General features: G+C 46.9%; 15 protein-coding genes. 7 read left to right on the top strand and 8 right to left on the bottom strand.

What is annotated here, in order from left to right; all coding sequences use genetic code 11:
- Positions 1–329: 329 nt before the first annotated feature.
- The 5 genes from RT717_RS21530 to RT717_RS21510 all read right to left on the bottom strand — a co-directional run bounded on the left by RT717_RS21530 (position 330) and on the right by RT717_RS21510 (position 7,276).
- Complete coding sequence (locus RT717_RS21530; RefSeq protein ID WP_317488419.1) at positions 330–923, bottom strand: precorrin-2 dehydrogenase/sirohydrochlorin ferrochelatase family protein; 594 nt, start codon at positions 921–923, stop codon at positions 330–332.
- Entirely contained in the window at positions 920–1,702 is a 783-nt protein-coding gene (cobA, locus tag RT717_RS21525; protein ID WP_317488418.1) for a uroporphyrinogen-III C-methyltransferase, read from the bottom strand. Before cobA ends, RT717_RS21530 begins: the two co-directional genes overlap by 4 nt.
- A 21-nt stretch (positions 1,703–1,723) precedes the next feature.
- A complete protein-coding gene (locus RT717_RS21520) occupies positions 1,724–3,847 on the bottom strand; it encodes a nitrite/sulfite reductase (RefSeq protein WP_317488417.1) in 2,124 nt (707 codons plus the stop codon).
- Between the two features lie 389 nt (positions 3,848–4,236).
- On the bottom strand, positions 4,237–6,624 hold the full coding sequence (locus RT717_RS21515; RefSeq protein WP_317488416.1) for an ABC transporter permease: 2,388 nt from the start codon (positions 6,622–6,624) through the stop codon (positions 4,237–4,239).
- Between the two features lie 121 nt (positions 6,625–6,745).
- Complete coding sequence (locus RT717_RS21510; protein WP_317488415.1) at positions 6,746–7,276, bottom strand: helix-turn-helix transcriptional regulator; 531 nt, start codon at positions 7,274–7,276, stop codon at positions 6,746–6,748.
- Between the two features lie 294 nt (positions 7,277–7,570).
- Here RT717_RS21510 and RT717_RS21505 point away from each other — a divergent pair, with 294 nt between their 5' ends.
- The 6 genes from RT717_RS21505 to RT717_RS21480 all read left to right on the top strand — a co-directional run bounded on the left by RT717_RS21505 (position 7,571) and on the right by RT717_RS21480 (position 12,423).
- On the top strand, positions 7,571–8,101 hold the full coding sequence (locus RT717_RS21505; RefSeq protein ID WP_317488414.1) for a Dps family protein: 531 nt from the start codon (positions 7,571–7,573) through the stop codon (positions 8,099–8,101).
- Complete coding sequence (locus RT717_RS21500; RefSeq protein WP_317488413.1) at positions 8,098–8,484, top strand: arsenate reductase family protein; 387 nt, start codon at positions 8,098–8,100, stop codon at positions 8,482–8,484. Before RT717_RS21505 ends, RT717_RS21500 begins: the two co-directional genes overlap by 4 nt.
- Positions 8,485–8,501: 17 nt before the next feature.
- On the top strand, positions 8,502–9,362 hold the full coding sequence (locus RT717_RS21495) for a universal stress protein (RefSeq protein ID WP_317488412.1): 861 nt from the start codon (positions 8,502–8,504) through the stop codon (positions 9,360–9,362).
- 23 nt (positions 9,363–9,385) lie between these two features.
- A complete protein-coding gene (locus RT717_RS21490; RefSeq protein WP_317488411.1) occupies positions 9,386–10,837 on the top strand; it encodes a sodium:solute symporter family protein in 1,452 nt (483 codons plus the stop codon).
- On the top strand, positions 10,824–11,273 hold the full coding sequence (locus RT717_RS21485) for a GNAT family N-acetyltransferase (RefSeq protein ID WP_317488410.1): 450 nt from the start codon (positions 10,824–10,826) through the stop codon (positions 11,271–11,273). The genes RT717_RS21490 and RT717_RS21485 overlap by 14 nt, the downstream gene beginning before the upstream one ends.
- 76 nt (positions 11,274–11,349) lie before the next feature.
- Positions 11,350–12,423 (top strand): alanine/ornithine racemase family PLP-dependent enzyme, encoded by a 1,074-nt coding sequence (locus RT717_RS21480; protein WP_317488409.1) that lies wholly within the window; start codon positions 11,350–11,352, stop codon positions 12,421–12,423.
- Positions 12,424–12,428: 5 nt separating this feature from the next.
- Here RT717_RS21480 and RT717_RS21475 read toward each other — a convergent pair whose 3' ends face one another.
- On the bottom strand, positions 12,429–13,175 hold the full coding sequence (locus tag RT717_RS21475; protein ID WP_317488408.1) for an LOG family protein: 747 nt from the start codon (positions 13,173–13,175) through the stop codon (positions 12,429–12,431).
- Positions 13,176–13,261: 86 nt separating this feature from the next.
- Here RT717_RS21475 and RT717_RS21470 point away from each other — a divergent pair, with 86 nt between their 5' ends.
- The gene (locus RT717_RS21470; protein WP_317488407.1) at positions 13,262–14,647 is read left to right on the top strand and encodes a M20/M25/M40 family metallo-hydrolase; all 1,386 of its coding nucleotides are present in this window, start codon (positions 13,262–13,264) and stop codon (positions 14,645–14,647) included.
- Here RT717_RS21470 and nspC read toward each other — a convergent pair.
- Together nspC and RT717_RS21460 are read right to left on the bottom strand one after the other, a co-directional pair.
- The gene (nspC, locus tag RT717_RS21465; RefSeq protein ID WP_317488406.1) at positions 14,639–15,778 is read right to left on the bottom strand and encodes a carboxynorspermidine decarboxylase; all 1,140 of its coding nucleotides are present in this window, start codon (positions 15,776–15,778) and stop codon (positions 14,639–14,641) included. The two genes, RT717_RS21470 and nspC, sit on opposite strands and share 9 nt — an antisense overlap.
- Before the next feature lie 75 nt (positions 15,779–15,853).
- Positions 15,854–17,059: a saccharopine dehydrogenase family protein gene (locus RT717_RS21460; protein ID WP_317488405.1), complete on the bottom strand. Its 1,206-nt coding sequence runs from the start codon at positions 17,057–17,059 to the stop codon at positions 15,854–15,856.
- Positions 17,060–17,240 lie beyond the last annotated feature (181 nt).

Raw genomic sequence — 17,240 nt, 5'->3', positions numbered from 1 at the left:
TAAGCAAAAACAAGCATCAACTTCCCTTTGAAATTGGATCAAGCGGGAAATCTGGGGGATTACCTTTCAAATCCAATTCCCGTGCGGTCATAAAAAAGCAAAACTGGTTCAATGCGTCTCGCTTGGACCTTTTGCTTTTTTATTTAGTCACAAACGAAACATTCAATCCCCAGAAATATAGATTGATCCTTGAAATCCGCCGCAACTGCTGTCGGCGGTGTGAAATATGATCGCCATAAAAAAGAGAAGGACTCACAGCAGGCGAGTCCTTTTTCTTTACCTATTCCTCCCTTCCAACTGTGAAGAGGTGTGTTAAGCGTGAAGGGTTCTTAATTGTCTTTCTTTTCTTTTTCAATCATCGATGAGGTGAGATCGTTCAGCACTTCCAATTTTGTTGAGAAGTCGCCTTTCAGTTTGTCCCGAAAGGTTTTCATATTGTCCAACAACGACTGCATGCTGTCGGGGATAGCTTCCTCCAGGTACTGTCGCATGCGCTTGGCCAGGGTGGGCGACTTGCCGTTCGTAGAGATGGCAATTTTCAGGTCTCCTTTGCGAACGATAGAGCCAAGGTAAAAATCACACAGCGCCGGAGTATCTGCCACATTGGTCAAAATGCCCAGCTCCGTTGTCTTTAGTTTGATTTCTTTGTGAAGTTCAAAATTATCTGTCGCCAGTATCACCAGCTGCTTGTTGTTCAGGTCGTCAAATTCAAACTTCCTGTAGGTCAGCACCACATTGGGGGAGCTTTTTGCCAGCTTTTCAGTTTCTTCTAAATAGCGATCGGCAACAACCATTACATTGGCCAGTGGGTTGTTGACCAGCAATGCAGTAAGCTTTTCGAGCCCCACATTGCCACCTCCCACAAGCAGCGTGTTGAAGTTCTCGAGTTTCAGGAAAACCGGAAAAAGCGTATTTTGGCTCATGACTTTTTTTCCAGTTGTTCCAGTATCGTTGCCATGAATTCTTCTTTCTGCGCAACTTTTACCACTTCACCAATAACGATAATGGCTGGGCTGCCGAGTCTTTTTTCCCGGGCAATAGAGGTAATGCTCGACACAGTGCCAATACCCATTTTTTGATTGGGCAGGCTGCCGTTCTGAATAATAGCGACGGGCGTTTCGTCTTTTTGAAACCTGGAAAAGATTCCCATAATTTCCTTCAGCTTGTTCATCCCCATCAGGATGATAACAGTGGCATTTGATTGGGCAGCATAGTAGAGATCGTTCGATACTTTGCCACCACTGGTGGTACCCGTAATCACCCAAAAGCTGTCGCTCATGCCTCGGGCAGTAAGGGGGATATTGTTTATAGCTGGAACGGCATGCGAACTGCTGATGCCAGGAATTACTTCCACGTCAATCCCAAAGCTTTTCACGTAATCCATTTCTTCCTGTCCACGACCGAAAATGAAAGGATCTCCGCCTTTCAGGCGTACCACATGCCCGTAGTGATAGGCATGCTCCACAATCAGTTTATTGATTTCCTCCTGCCTGTAGCTATGTCTACCGGCTCTTTTGCCTACAAAAAGCCTGACGGCCGACGCAGGGGCATAGCCGACCAGTTCCTCGTTAACCAGGGCGTCGTAAAGCACTGCATCAGCCGACTGCAAGGCCTTCACTGCTTTCAGCGTAATTAGCTCAGGGTCACCCGGGCCGGCGCCAACCAGGGAAACTTTTGGAAGTTTTTTTGCCTGAATATTCATTGTCAGTTGCTGGTTGAAAGGTTAATTGGATGCAATGAGCTGCTTGGTACGGGTAGCTTTTACCTTCTCAATAAATGCCGCCGCTTCCTCCTTAAATGTGCCAGCGAACGCCTTTGTAGGCTCGTTGCTGCTTATTTTGGTGATGTGTGCTTCGAAGCTTCCTTCCGGGAAAGTGAACTCACCTTTTTCAACAAAAATTCTGTCAAAGTCTCTGATGATGGCTATCTGCGTATTGTTTTTCACATCTTCAGAAAGTAACAACGCCTTGGCAGAAGTCACAAACACATTGTAGCTATGATAAAGCGAGTCCGCCCAGCGGCCCTCCGCAAAGGCTTCATTCGCCCAGTCGAGCTTTTCCTCAGAATCATAGAACAACGTAGCCACCAGGTCAATGATCACACCTGCACACTCGCCAACAGCTGTTTCCACCTTGAAATTCTGTTCTTCGCCCCAGTCTACAAAATCAGAATCTGAAAGATCGTCCAGCGAAGTAAGTGGCTTCAGCAAAGTATAGAAATACCTGTCGCCTTGTCGGGCGAAATAATCTTTGTAGTACTCGCCATCGTTGCCATTTTCGTCATAATCGGCGAGTAGCACTCTCAGTGCTTCCGGGCCTCTTTTGCTGGGGATCTTGATCACTTTGTTAGCAATACGGCCATTGCCGTCGGCGTCAACTCCCCCACCGAGAAGCACTTGCAGGGCAGGGAGAACCAGCCCGTCTTTTTTCTGAGAGCTGCCGTGGAAGCCTATGCCAGCAATGCCATGCTGCCCGCAAGAGTTGGGGCAACCGCTGATTTTAATGCTGATGTCACTGTTTTTCACCAGGTCGGGAAATTCTTCGGTCATTACCCTCTCCAGTTCAACAGCAATGCCATAGCTGCTGGAAATGCCCAGGTTACACGTGTCGGTGCCTGGGCAGGCAGCCACGTCAGCAGTCGATTCGAAACCGGGATTGGCCAGCCCCAGTTTGTCCAATGCCACGTAAAGACCCCGAAGTGCCTCTTCCCTTACAAACTTGAGTATGTAGCCTTGAGTAACAGTAATTCTGAGTTCATCCGCTGCAAACTCCCTGACGACCTCTGCAAGCGCCCTTGCTTTGTCGGAACTCAGGTTGCCAAGTTGGGTTTTAAGCCCGATAGCGAAGAAGCCTTTTTGCTTTTGAGGAAAAACGTTCGTTTGCAGCCATAGCTGATACCGAGCCTCATTGTCGATGCTTACTTCCGGATATACCTTTCCCTCTGGCTGCGGTTCAGGCTGCTGTACTGATGTGGTATCAATACGAAACGTCTTGTGTTTGAGCGCCGGATATTCAGCTTTGGCCAGATCAAGTAAGCCCTGCAACCCGATTTCGGCCATCAAGAACTTCATGCGTGCCTTTTGACGGCGTGCCCTTTCACCATATCTATCGAAAACCCGCAAGAGTGACTCGGCAAACGGAATGATTTGATCTTCCTCCATGAACTCATAGGCTACCTGGGCTAGCATCGGTTGCGCACCAAGGCCGCCTCCCACAACCACTTTAAAACCTCTAACCTCTTTTCCGTTTACCTGCTTCACTTTGGCAATGAACCCGATGTCGTGGATGAAAGAGAACGCCGAATCTTCGTCGGAACTGGAGAAGGAAATTTTAAACTTTCTGCCCATTTCCTGGCAAATAGGGTTGCGCAGAAAGTACTCAAATGTTGCCTGGGCGTAAGGCGTGATATCAAATGGCTCGTTGGGGTCAATGCCCGCTTTGGCAGATCCGGTTACATTTCTTACTGTGTTACCGCAGGCCTCCCTAAGTGTGATTTTTTCTTTTTCAAGCTTTGCCCAAAGTTCGGGTGTCCTGTCGAGGCTTACATAGTGAATCTGAATGTCCTGCCGTGTGGTGGCATGCAGGGTACTGCTGGCAAACTCATCCGACAAATTGGCTATATGCACCAGCTGCCGGGTAGTTATTTTGCCATAGGGCAGTTTGATCCTGATCATTTGTACGCCAGGCTGTCGTTGACCATACACTCCTCTTGCAAGGCGCACACTACGGAACTTGTCGTCGTCGATCTGCAGGTTCCTGAATTTTGAAATTTTGTCTGCCAGGTCAATGATGTCTTTCTCAATGACCGGGTTGTTGATGTCTTCTAGCTCACTTCTGAAACTTTGCATGGCTGAATTTTCTTGGGATAAAAACAAAAAAGCCTTTCCACTTTTATAGTTGGAAAGGCTTTTATTTATATTTTGGATGGTGCTATTGTTCGTTTTCTCGATTTGCTACCACACCAATTAAATGCCTTTCCGTTTCCGGACAACACCAGAACCAACAAGCGCACCTACTTGAGGCGAACTCTTTCTCATTTATCAAAAATTGGGTAGCAATTGAAATCACTTACTCTATAAATTTTATACAATGCTAAAGTTGGCATTTTATAAATCCAAAGATTGCATCATAAATTTTCCTGAATCAAAATATTTACAACTTTTGGGCGACTATTACAGTAGTTTATTTGGTACATCATGCGCTCAAATTAGCGGATGGTATACAACGGTGTAAGGACTCATTCGTACCTAAGCACTCTAACGGGATTTCGTCTCGCTGCGTTCAAGCTTATTACAGAAACGGTCAGCACAATGACACTTGCGACCAGAAGCCCCGCTGCCCCAAACGACCACCAACTGATCCCCGCCTTGTAAGCGAATGCCGATAGCCAGGCATCTATGGCAGCAAAAGTGACAGGTGTGGCAACAAGAACCGACAACCCAAGTATCACCAGCAGCCTTCTGTTGAGCAAAACAAGGATGCCGGAAATGGAAGCACCAAGCACCTTACGGATGCCAATTTCCTTAGTGCGTTGTTGAACCATAAAGCTGGTGAGTCCATAAAGGCCAATGCAGGCCACCAAAATGCTCAATATCGAAAAGAAATTGATGGCGCTGAGCAGTCGTTGTTCGTCGTTGTAAAAGCGGGCGAAATCTTCATCGAGGAAGGTGTAATTAAATGCTGCCTCTGATTCCATGCTTTCCCACTTTTCCCTGATGGCGTCAAGTGTAGCCGGGTAGTCGTTTCCGCTGAGCCGTGCGGCAATATTCCAGCCGTTCATGCGGTTAAGAATGCACAGAGCCGGTTGCACTTGTTTATGAAGCGATTGAAAATGAAAGTCTTTTATCACACCAACAATATGAAGTGGCTGGCTGTCGTCTCCCCATATTTTAACAGTATGGCCCACAGGGTCGTCGTAGCCGAGGCCTTCTGCGAGGGTTTCGTTGATCACCACGCCAGTGCTGTCGGAGGCAAATTTGGTGTCAAGAAACCTTCCTGACGTGACATCTATATTGTACACGTCGCTGAATTTGTCGTCGACCGTAAAGTAGGTGGACATTACACCACTCTCATTGACAGTACCACCTTCAGGCACGGCGTAGTAGGAGTTGTTGGTGTAGCCATTGCCAAGTGCATCCATGCCGGCGGACGCCGCTACTACATTGGGCACGGTGGCCAGCTCCTGCAGAAATGCTTGCTGTTGTTTGAAAATCGCTGAGTTTTGACTCAGCCGCATTACCACCACCTGCTCTTTGTCAAAGCCCAGATCCTTGTTTAGCATGAACTGATTTTGCCGGTAAATGAGGAGTGAGCCGGCAATGAGACACACAGTTACGATAAACTGGAAAGAAATAAGTAGCTCCCTGAAGGTTCGGCTTCCTTTGCCCTTTAATAGCTTGCCTTTTAGCGACTCCACCGGGCTCCACGACGACATTACCAGCGACGGGTAAAGGCCCGAGAACAGGGCTGTAAAAACAAACACCGAGACTAGCAATATAATCCCACTTTGTTCCTGCCAAATGCTGATGTAGATGCTTCTACCCGTTAGCTCCGCAAAAAGAGGCTTGCCAATGTCGGAAAGGGTGGCGCCCATTCCCCATGCCAGTGCGACGATAATGACTGCCTCAAACAGGAACTGCCACCTTAGCTGGGCCGACGAAGCACCCATGCTTTTCCTGACGCCCACTTCTTTGGCTCTTTTCATCGATTGTGCTGTGGAGGCGTTGATAAAATTAATGCAGGCCATCAGAAGGGTCAGGAGGCCAATTACGCCTAGTGTTTTTATAGTCGATGGGCTGCCAAACTGGAAGCCATCCATGAAATCGAAATTGCCTGCCTGGAGATAAATGTCAGCTACGGAGATTAGCCTTGGATGATCCTTCACAAGCTCATAGTCGGCCTTGGCATATACAGCTTCAATTTCCTTTTCCAGCGCTCTTGTGTCGACAGGTAAGGCACTTTTGATATAGGTATACACCGAGAGCTTGTACCACTGTGAAATGAGTTGACCCTCGGTGGTTTTGATTTCCCATGGCACTATCGCACTGATTTTCATGTGGCTGTCGGGGTAGTTTTTGATGATACCAGTGACTTTCAATGGCACTTCAAAGTCACCTGTCAGGCGGAGCGTTTGGCCAATGGGATCCGTGCTCCCGAAATACTTGCTGGCAAGCGTCTCTGTTAGAATGACGGACGATGGATCGTTGAGGGCTGTGGCGGGGTCGCCTTTGAGGAGCTCGAAATCAAAAAACTGAAAGAAGTGCTTCTCTGCCATAAGCACATCGCTGGAATACTTTTGGTCGCCCACTTGCACTGAAGACCGTATGTTGCGCACATTGATGACGTCGCTAACCGAAGCTAGTTGGCCTTTGAGTAGTTCAGCGTCTTGTCTGGTGGTCAGGCCCACGTTTCTGCTACCCTCACCCTTTAAATCTTCCTTCCAATGCAGCAAATAGGTATTGCTGGCCTCCTGCTGAAACGCATCAACTTTGAGCTCACCAATAATAAATGCCCCAATGGTGATGGCGGCTGTGATGCCAACAGCCAGTCCAATAATGTTGAGCAGTGAGAAAGTTTTATTTCTTACAAGGTTGCGGTAAGCAATCAAAAGGTAGTTCCTGATCATAGCTACTTTTTTTGCTAAAATCCAGGGCTAAGGAAATGCCATTTTTATAAGTAGCTGATAACCAATTAATTAATTCCAAGGAGGGTGTGTTGCTCTGTTTCAAAATGGAACAGCCCGTACATTATTTTGATTCGTCAAGGAATTTGATAAGCTCTTTATGTGATAGCAGCAGGGCGTCCATCACCTCCAGCAAGTTTTCGTAGTCGTCGGCAATATTTTTAACGTCACGGGAGATGTCGCTTGATTTCGACATTTTGAACTTGTGAAACTGCCTGAATCCCTCAAGTATTTTCTGCATGTCATCCGATTGACTCATGAAACGCTCCAGCCTTGCCCTGTTGTCGATGAGTTCTGCTTTCAGGTGAGCGGTTGCTTCGTCGGCCGGAATGGGTGCGGCTTCGTTGGGCAGGCCCATTTTTTCTAGTTCCTCCTGTATCGCCGCTGAGTTCGACAGGTCTTTTTCCAGGAGATCGGACAACTCAATGTTAAATAATTTTACAATTTTGAGGACGTTCTCAAGTCGGGGCTCTGCTGTTCCTTTCTCGTAACTGGCAATATTCCCCCTGTTGAGGGCAATCCTTTCGCCGAGCTGCTCCTGGCTCAGACCAGCTTTCTTTCGTAAAAATTTCAGGTTATCAGCGAAAAACTTCATTTTTTGTAAAAAATATTTACATTTTGATATAGGGCCCGGTTGTTTTTCACAACAATTGTGTACTTTTAAGTAAATTTATGTAAAAAAATTAAACATTTTCTATTGACCCTCGTTAATATTAGTGTTATGAATTTTACAAAACATCAAATTAACAGATATATCAATCCGATTCACACTTCTTCCAGTCAATTTTTTCCTTAGCGACCTAGTCCGCCAGGAGCGCCGTGCCGGGAATCCGTTATGGAGCAACCGGCAAGATGGCTAAAATAATTTTCTGACTTAAAAGAAGACGACATGATTACCGCAGAGAAAACCAGGAATACTAATTCGAAAAAGAAAGACTTTAAGAAGCTAGGGTTTTCTGCCCTAGACACCATAGAGATCACCCAAGGTCTAAACCAGCTATTGGCCAATTACTCAGTGCATTACCAGAAGCTCAGGAACTTTCATTGGAATGTAAAAGGTAACGATTTTTTCAGGTTGCATGAGAAGTTTGAAGAGTTGTACGATGAGGCCAGAGGGCACATTGACGACATCGCCGAGCGGATACGGGTTTTTGGCCAAACGCCCATGAGTACGATGGGTGAATACATTGAAAACGCCGAAATCAAAGAGATTAGAAAGGAGCTTCTTGCCAGGGAAATGGTAGTGGAGGTTTTGCTCGACATCAGAATCCTTCTTTCCGACATGCACAGTGTGGTGCACACCGCTCAGGAAAGTGATGATACCGGAACGGAAGACATGCTCACTAGCTATATTCAGGGACTGGAAAAACATCACTGGATGCTTAGTGCATGGTTAAACGAAAAATGGGAGGTTAAATGAGCAGTTTAGTAACCCATCCAAGAGTAGCCACCTTTATTTATAGCAGATCGAAGGTAAGAGACAGAAAACTGCTCGCCAGAGCAGAAGCGCTCAGCTTTAAGCTTAAGCGGGTTGATATTGAAACGGAGAAGCTCACAACTACTCATTTCGCAAGCTTAGCGAATGCCATGGATGTGGATATAAATAGTTTGATCGACTCACGAATTGTTCAGGGTCACGAAATTTCTGATACTGAAGGCGCTTTGAAGCTTATTAATAAAAATCCAGAGTTGCTTAAGACGCCAATAGTGGTCACTGCCGAATGTGTAACATACATTGGCGACTTCGGTGATTTGGCGAGGCTCGAGAAGCCCCTTCACGCAAGTAATCAGTCATTATCTTAACCGTAAAAACATCCCCGATGAAAAGGAAAGAAAATTATATAATGGTGCCGTTTGATTTTCAGCCTGAATCAAAAATGGCATTGAAAGCCGCCCTCAAGATTGGTAAAACATTGGGGATGCGAATAGAGGTCATACAATTCAAACCGATTGAAAGTGCTGCTTTTTTGCCGAACGTTGGCTTGATGGGAGGCTATGGGGCTGCAATTCCCCAGGTGGTGAAAACTGAGCAGAAATTTGAGGGAATGGATGAATTTCTGAGGGTGTTGGAAGAGATGAATGCCTTGCATAGAGATATTCATTTTCATCAGATTGAGGAGTCGCCCGAGGCAGGGATCAAGGAATTTATGCATGAAAACGATCCGTCGTTGCTGGTGATACATAAAGAGGCTTTCAAAGGAAGCAATCCCTTGACGGGCTCAGTTGTTCAGCGAATTATCAGGCATACAGATATGCCAGTGCTGGCATTGGAGGGTTCGGTACTGCCTGAATCGTTCAAAAATATCGTGCTGCCTACCGACGTCAGCAGGTTTCTTCCCACTGAAGCCGATTTCATCAGTCACTGGGTAGACTCATTTAACTCAACCGTTCATCTGGTCAATGTGGTACACACCGACTTGAATGATGATGATGAAATAAGGGGAAAGATGCAAAAAATAGCCCTGGAACTAGGCTTTGAGAAGTTCTTTGTCAATGCTACACACCATGATAAAGAGGTCGAAGCTATTGTTGAATTCAGCGAGAAGGTTGATGCTGACCTCATCATGATGAAGACCTACGATAAGACCGGCCTTGAACGCTTTTTATTTGGTAGCATCACAGAAGATGTTGTGAAAGCGCCGTCGCCAGCTGTTTTGGCTGTTAATGTATCTATGAACTAAAACAAAGCGAGGGATTCTACTTAATGCATTGGCTGGACATACTCATTTTCTTTATTTACATGGTGATCATGCTGGGGATAGGTTTCTTCTTCCTCAGGCAAAACAAAAGTGACGACGACTATTATGTAGGCGGGCGGTCCATGGGCAGCATGCACGTGGGCCTTAGTGTAGTGGCCACCGACGTTGGTGGTGGCTTTTCTATTGGGCTGGGTGGTCTTGGCTTCACGATGGGAATTTCAGGGTCGTGGATGTTGTTCACGGGCCTGATTGGTGCCTGGCTTTCGGCCGTGGTGCTTATTCCCAAGGTAAGCAAGATGTCGAAGCTTGAGGGGCTTTATACCTTTCCGCAGATCTTCGGACTTTTCTACAACAAAAAGGTGGCTTTGCTGGCTGGCATCATTTCTGCCATAGGTTATCTCGGCTTTACGAGTTCTCAAATGCTGGCTGGTGCTAAACTCGCCTCGGCCACTTTTGTTGATCTTGATCTCATGACTGCCCTGTTCGTTATGGGGGTGATAGCAGTGGTATACACTGTCATGGGCGGCTTGAAAGCAGTGATCTACACTGATACTGTTCAATGGATCATTCTCATGGCCGGTTTGATCTTCATCGGCATTCCGATGGGTTATCACGCCATTGGCGGATATGACGCTATTGTTCAAACACTTCCACCCGAGTTCCTGCGCTGGGATAACCTTACCTGGCAAATGCTGGTGAACTGGGCTGTGACCATCATTCCCATTTGGTTTGTTGGGATGACTTTGTACCAGAGAATCTACGCTTGCAAAGGGCCGAAGGAAGCCCAAAAGGCCTGGTTTATTGCGGGCCTTTTCGAGTGGCCAATTATGGCAATCATGGGCGTGGTTTTAGGTCTTTTTGCCAGAGTAGCGGCGGAGCAGGGCATGTTTGATGCAGTGGGCTATGCTGGTGCTGGAACCATGGATGAAGAAATTGGGTTGCCTTTACTTCTGAGAGATATTTTGCCGGTGGGTCTGCTTGGCTTGATGATGTCGGCCTATTTTTCGGCGATTCTGTCAACCGCTGACAGCTGCCTGATGGCTGCCTCGGGAAATATTGTTACGGACATCCTTGGGGTTAAATCGACCTCAGACGCTACCTCAAAGTCAACGCTGCGGATGTCGCAGTTGATAACGCTGGGAGTAGGTGTAGCAGCGCTTATCCTTGCCAGCACTATGGAAAACGTACTTGAACTTATGTTGTACTCCTATGCGTTTTTAGTGTCAGGATTACTGATTCCGCTGGTGGCGGCGCTGTTCGGTACCAGGGTATCCAGCACGGCAGCCTTTTGGTCGATGCTGGTCGGTGGCGCTACCACTGTTGGTTTGAGCATTGCACCTATTGACCTTCCACTTCAGCTGGATCCGAATGTGTTCGGTATTTCAGCGTCAGCAGCCATTTTTGTCATATTAAATTCAGTTACTACTAAAAAAACCTACGCTCATGATAAGCTATGAACTTCTCACACCTGGCCTTACTGTTGGCATGAACCAGCGCATGTTAATTGCGGCATTTCTGCACAAGCACCTGGACGAATTTGGCGATGAAAAAGAAGATATTCTAAAGTGCATTGACTATGCCCTTGACGATAACCTGAAGCCAGGCGGGTTTGTGTTGGTGGCACATGATCAAGAAAAAGATAAGATAGTGGGGACTGTGGTGGTAAACCGAACTGGCATGGAAGGTTACATACCTGAGAACATCCTTGTATACATAGCCATGCACAAAGATTACCGTGGGCAGGGTATAGGTAAGCAGCTCATGCAGAAAGCCATTGATTCCGCCGACGGTAACATTGCCTTACATGTGGAGCCAGAAAATCCAGCTGTACACTTGTACAAGAAGCTTGGCTTTACCAATAAATACCTGGAAATGAGGCTGGTGAAAAACTGACCTCCTCTTTTTTAAGTAAATTTGACCAACACCAACCCATCTGCTGAGTTCCCCTCAGTAGATTTATCATTTTAAGATGGCTTATATTACGCTCAACAGAACCAAGCTCAAACACAACTACGACTTCCTCAATTCGAGGTTCGAACAGAATAATATTGAGTGGGGGGTTGTGTCCAAGTTGCTCTGCGGCAACCGGACATTCATCGAAGAGCTGATTAAGCTTGGCACACGGGAAATCCATGATTCCAGAATAGGTAACCTGAAGGTGGTGAAGTCCATCAATCCCGATGTCCAAACTGTTTATATAAAGCCTCCGGCTAAAAAAAATATATTGAAGATTGTCAAATATGCTGACGTTAGCTTCAATACTGAGTACACCACCATGCAGTTGTTGTCCAAAGAGGCGATGCGGCAAGGCAAAGTACATAAGGTGATTATCATGATTGAGATGGGCGACCTGAGAGAGGGCGTTGTGGGTGACCACCTGCTGGAATTTTATGAGCAGGTATTTGAGTTGCCTAACCTTGAGATTGTGGGATTGGGCACGAACCTCAACTGCCTGAATGGAGTGATGCCGTCTCCGGACAAGCTGGTTCAGCTAAGCTTGTACAAAGAGCTGGTGGAAACCAAGTTCAATAAGAAGATTCCTTGGGTCTCAGGAGGCACCTCAGTCACTTTTCCTTTGCTACAACGAAAGCTGCTGCCGAAAGGCGTTAACCATTTCAGAATTGGTGAAACGCTGTATTTTGGAGCCGATTTATTCACAGGCGGAACAGTGGAGGGCATGCAAACGGACGTTTTCAAGCTTTACGCACAGATCATAGAGCTTACGCAAAAGCCAAAAACCCCCGAAGGTGAGCTGGCAGAGAACCCATCAGGCGAAGTTTTTGAAATTAGGCAGGAAGACATAGGAAAGACCTCTTACAGGGCCATTGTGGATATTGGACTGCTGGAGATTGCACCTGATTTTCTCATACCGGAAGAAAAGGGAGTTACGGTGATAGGAGCAAGCTCGGACATGCTGGTGCTTGATTTGGGCAATTCTGACAGGAACTATCAGGTGGGTGACATAGTGACCTTTCAGATGAAGTACATGGGTGTGCTGGGCGTGCTCAACTCCGACTACATTGAAAAATATGTAGTGGAGTAATCTTGTTAAGAACTTACCTTCTCTCCAAAAACCCAGCTTGGCTTGAGCATGATCCGCTTTAGCCCAAACTTCTTGATCGACACTTTTTCGATATATTCAACGGCTTCCTCCACTGAATCAGTCACCAGAAACAGATCCAGGTCTTCAGGTGATACGGTCTTTTCCTCCACCATGTGGTCCAGCTGGCTAACCAGATGGCTCCAATAGTCTTTGCCAAACAAAACCAGCGGGAAACCCTTAATTTTCCCCGTTTGTATCAGCGTCAACGTTTCAAAAAGCTCGTCCATGGTGCCAGCGCCGCCCGGCATCACCACAAAGCCATAGGAGTACTTTAGCAAAAGCACTTTTCTCACAAAGAAGTAGTTGAAGTTGACTACAATGTCGAGATAGGGATTGGCGTGCTGCTCGTGTGGAAGCACAATATTGCAGCCAATTGTTTTACCACCAACTTCTTTAGCTCCCCTTGGTGCGGCCTCCATGATGCCCGGGCCACCACCTGTCATTACGGTGAACCCAGCAAGTGCCAAGTGGTGCCCAAGTTCTTGTGCAGCTTTATAGGATGGGTGATCTTCCTGAAACCTTGCCGAGCCAAACACAGTAATACATGGCCCCGTAAAGTGCAACGCCCTGAATCCACGAATAAACTCAAGTGCCACTTTTACGATATACTTAAATTCCCGCCATCGGGTACCGGGCCCCTCTAAAAACTTCTTTTCGTTATGGTTATTAGTATCGGTGTTGTTCTCCATCATTGATCAAATAAAATCGCCTTCAATCACATTTGTATTGGCTCTATTTCCAAATTCTCCGTCATTAGCCCATACACTCAACCGTGAATATGACTATAAAATTTCCCTCCAGACTTATATTTTCTGCTTTTTCACTTGCCTTTCTGGCCGGTTGCGGCGACAAAACAACGGATACCAGCGAAAATAAGCAAGATAGCACAGCCGCTGGCAGAGCACCAGTTGCCATGACAGCTCCGAAACTAGAAGATACCTTCAAAGCCGAAATCGATGCACTGTCGGCTCATCCGCAGGTAAAAGAGGCTTTTCAGTTCATCGAAGCCTATGATGAGCAAACCATTAAAACCCTTATCACTCTTACCGAGATTGAAGCACCTCCATACAAAGAAAAGAACCGCAGTGATAAATATTTGTCGCTGCTTAAAGAAGCGGGTGCCGATTCAGTTTGGCAGGATGAAGTGTGGAATGCAATCGGCTTGGTAAAAGGAACAAAAAGAGGTAAGGTGCTGGCGTTTTGTGCCCACCTCGACACGGTTTTCCCGGAAGGCACCGATACCCGGGTGCAGCAATCAGGCGATACACTAAAGGCTCCGGGTATTTCGGACGATACCAGGGGGCTGGCCATCCTTATCACCATTATGAAGGCCATCCGTAAGGCAGGCATTCAGCCAGAAAATGATATTTTGTTTATTGGCAATGTAGGAGAAGAGGGGCAGGGCGATTTGCGTGGAGCCAAGTATCTTTTTGGGCCTAACGGGCCTAAGATTGACGCCTTTATCTCAGTGGACGGCAGTGGCCATGAGTCGGTTACCAACCAGGCACTTGGGTCGCACAGGTATCGTATTACTTTTGAGGGCCCCGGAGGACATTCGTGGGGAGCCTTTGGTTTGGGCAACCCTCACCATGCACTGGGTAGAGCCATTACTTATTTTACTGATGAGGCTGACAAGTTTACCCGTGGCGGGCCAAAGACTAATTATAACGTAGGCGTTATTTCGGGTGGCACGTCGGTCAATTCTATCCCATTTGAATCCATCATGGAGGTGGACATGCGTTCCGAGAGCCCTGAAAGCCTTGTTAAGGTAGATACCATTCTGCAGCAGGCGGTTCGCAAGGCGCTGGCCGATCAGAATAAACTAAAAAGGCATGGGCCCGATTTGACCGTCAAAATCGAGATGATCGGTGACCGCCCTTCTGGTGAGCACCCAGAAAGCATGGCCATTGTCCAAAGAGGCATAGCTGCAACGCAGTTTGTCGGCGGCAGACCAACTTTGAGAAGAGGCAGCACTGATTCCAATATCCCGATTTCAAAAGGGATACCTGCCATCACGATTGGCGGCGGAGGAATGGGTAGAAATGCTCACTCCCTTGATGAATATTTCATCAACAAGGACGGTGTGCTGGGAATCAAGAGAGCCCTACTGATTGTTTTGGCTGAAGTGGGTATTGATGATGAAATGAGGATTGAATCAAGATAAGCGATTCCTGTAGTCCTCATAGCCAAACTCCCTTATGAGTTGGAACGAGTTATCTTCTTTCCAAATACCAATAGAAGGATGGGGTACACCGTTGAAGGTCGTGGTTTTCACCATCGTGTAGTGGATCATGTCCTCAAAAACAATCAGATCCCCAGGCTGTAGCTCCTTATCGAATGAGTATTCGCTCATGTAGTCTCCGGCCAGGCAGCTCATGCCCCCCATGCGGTAGGTGGGTTTGCCTTTTTCAGGATCCATTTTGGCTCCTCTGATTCTTGGCTTGTAGGGCATTTCCAGGCAATCGGGCATGTGGCAGGTAAAAGAAGCGTCCAGAATGGCAGTTTTTACACCTGAGTTTTCTACTACATCGAGAACAGTAGACACCAGGTCGCCAGTTTCCCAGGCTACGGCACTGCCGGGCTCCAGGATGACTTCTACTCCCCATTTTTCCCGGAAGGCTTTCAGAATAGAAACGAGGTGGGCAGTATCATATCCTTTTTTGGTCATCAGGTGCCCGCCCCCCATGTTCACCCATTTTACCTGTGGAATCAGGTGACCAAACTTCTCTTCGAATGCTTTTAGCGTATTTTCAAGGGTGAAGGAGGTCGACTCGCATAAAACATGGAAATGCAGCCCCTCAATGCCCTCTGGCAGTCTTTCGCCAAAGTGCGCAGCGGTCATGCCCAGGCGGGAAGTAGGCGACGAAGGATTGTACAAGTCGGTTGTTACCTCTGAGTACTCGGGGTTGACCCGAATTCCACATGAGATTTTTTCAGGGTAGGCCACAACATTGTCTTTGAATCGCTCATACTGGCTAAGCGAATTAAAAGTGATGTGACTACTTAATGCCATGATCTCATCAAACTCCTGATCACGGTAGGCTACAGCATACGTGTGCGACTTTGTTTTCATCTCCTCAAAGCAAAGTTTGGCTTCAGAAAGCGAACTTGCTGTGGCCCCTTTCAGGTATTGCCTCACCAGGGGAAAGGCACTCCACATGGCAAAGCCTTTGAACGCCAGAATGATGCTGATACCGGCCCGCTCCTGCACATCGTTCATTAGCTCAAGGTTTCTGCGGAGCAGTGACTCTTCCAGCAGATAGCAGGGCGAAGGTATTTTTGAGTAGTCAATCATGGTCACTTGGTCGTGTAAAACAGTAAAGGGCAAGCCTTGTGCCTTGCCCCTTTTATCTTATAATAAAGCTAAAGCTTAGTCCATTTCAAGATCCACATCATGCAGCTCATGCCATGGTAAGCCCTGCTTGTTCATTTCTTCCATGAAGGGATCAGGGTTGAACTGCTCAACGTTGAACACGCCAGCGCCGCCCCACTTGCCTTCAAGCACAAGTTTAGCGCCAATCATAGCAGGCACACCAGTGGTATAGGAAACGCCCTGAGCTTTGGTTTCACGGTATGCATCAGGGTGCTTACAGTTATTGTAAACGTAATAGGTCTTTTCAGCACCATTTTTTATCCCACGCACCCTGCAACCAATCGAGGTTTCGCCCTTGTAGTTTTCTCCAAGATCTCCCGGGTCAGGCAATACAGCTTTTAAAAACTGAAGCGGCACGATTTCCATTCCATTGTAGTTGATTGGCTCAATGCTGCCCATGCCTATGTTCAGAATCACTCTGAGGTGAGTCAGGTAGTTGTCGCTGAAGGTCATCCAGAAGCGGGCTCTTTTCATCGTGGGGAAGTTTTTCACCAGCGACTCGAGTTCTTCATGGTAAATCAGGTAAGATTTCATGGGCCCGATGTTCGGATAGTTAATATCCTTACCTATTTCATGTGGTTTTGTTATTTTCCACTTGCCATCCTCAAAGAATTTTCCTTCCTGCGTTACTTCACGAATGTTTATTTCAGGATTGAAGTTGGTAGCAAAAGCCTTTCCGTGGTCTCCGGCGTTACAATCAACAATATCGAGGTAGTGAATTTCATCAAAATAATGCTTGGCGGCGTAGGAAGTGAAAACACCTGTAGCGCCTGGGTCGAAACCGCAACCTAACACGGCTGTCAGGCCGGCAGCTTTGAATTTTTCCTGATATGCCCACTGCCAGCTGTACTCAAACTTGGCTTCTTCTTTGGGCTCGTAGTTCGCTGTGTCGAGGTAGTTTACTTTGGTCTCCAAACAAGCATCCATGATAGTAAGATCCTGATAAGGAAGTGCCACATTAATGACAATGTCAGGGCGGAAACTGTTAATTAACTTGACCAGCTCAGGCACTACATCCGCATCTACTTTAGCGGTTTGTATGCTTACACCCAAGTCTTTTTTTATGTCAGCGGCAATGTCATCGCACTTGGATTTGGTTCTGCTGGCGAGCATGATTTCAGTAAACACACTTGAATTTTTGGCGCATTTGTAAGCCACCACACGACCGACTCCGCCGGCACCAATAATGAGTACTTTTCCCATCTTATATCTTATTACAGGTTAATTGCTTGAACTGCAAAAGTAGCACATGCGGAAATGTATTAAAAACACTGCGATTAATATTCTGACTCATGAGAATTTTGCCAGACAAAGGAAGGCGAAGGAGTGAGTTAAAAACAAGAAAAACCGGAGCGTAAGCCCCGGTTTTCATAGCTGGTAGTTA

The sequence above is a fragment of the Imperialibacter roseus genome (assembly GCF_032999765.1).
In the GTDB taxonomy this organism is placed as follows: Bacteria; Bacteroidota; Bacteroidia; order Cytophagales; family Cyclobacteriaceae; genus Imperialibacter; species Imperialibacter roseus.
This window is presented reverse-complemented; position numbering and strand designations above follow the sequence as displayed.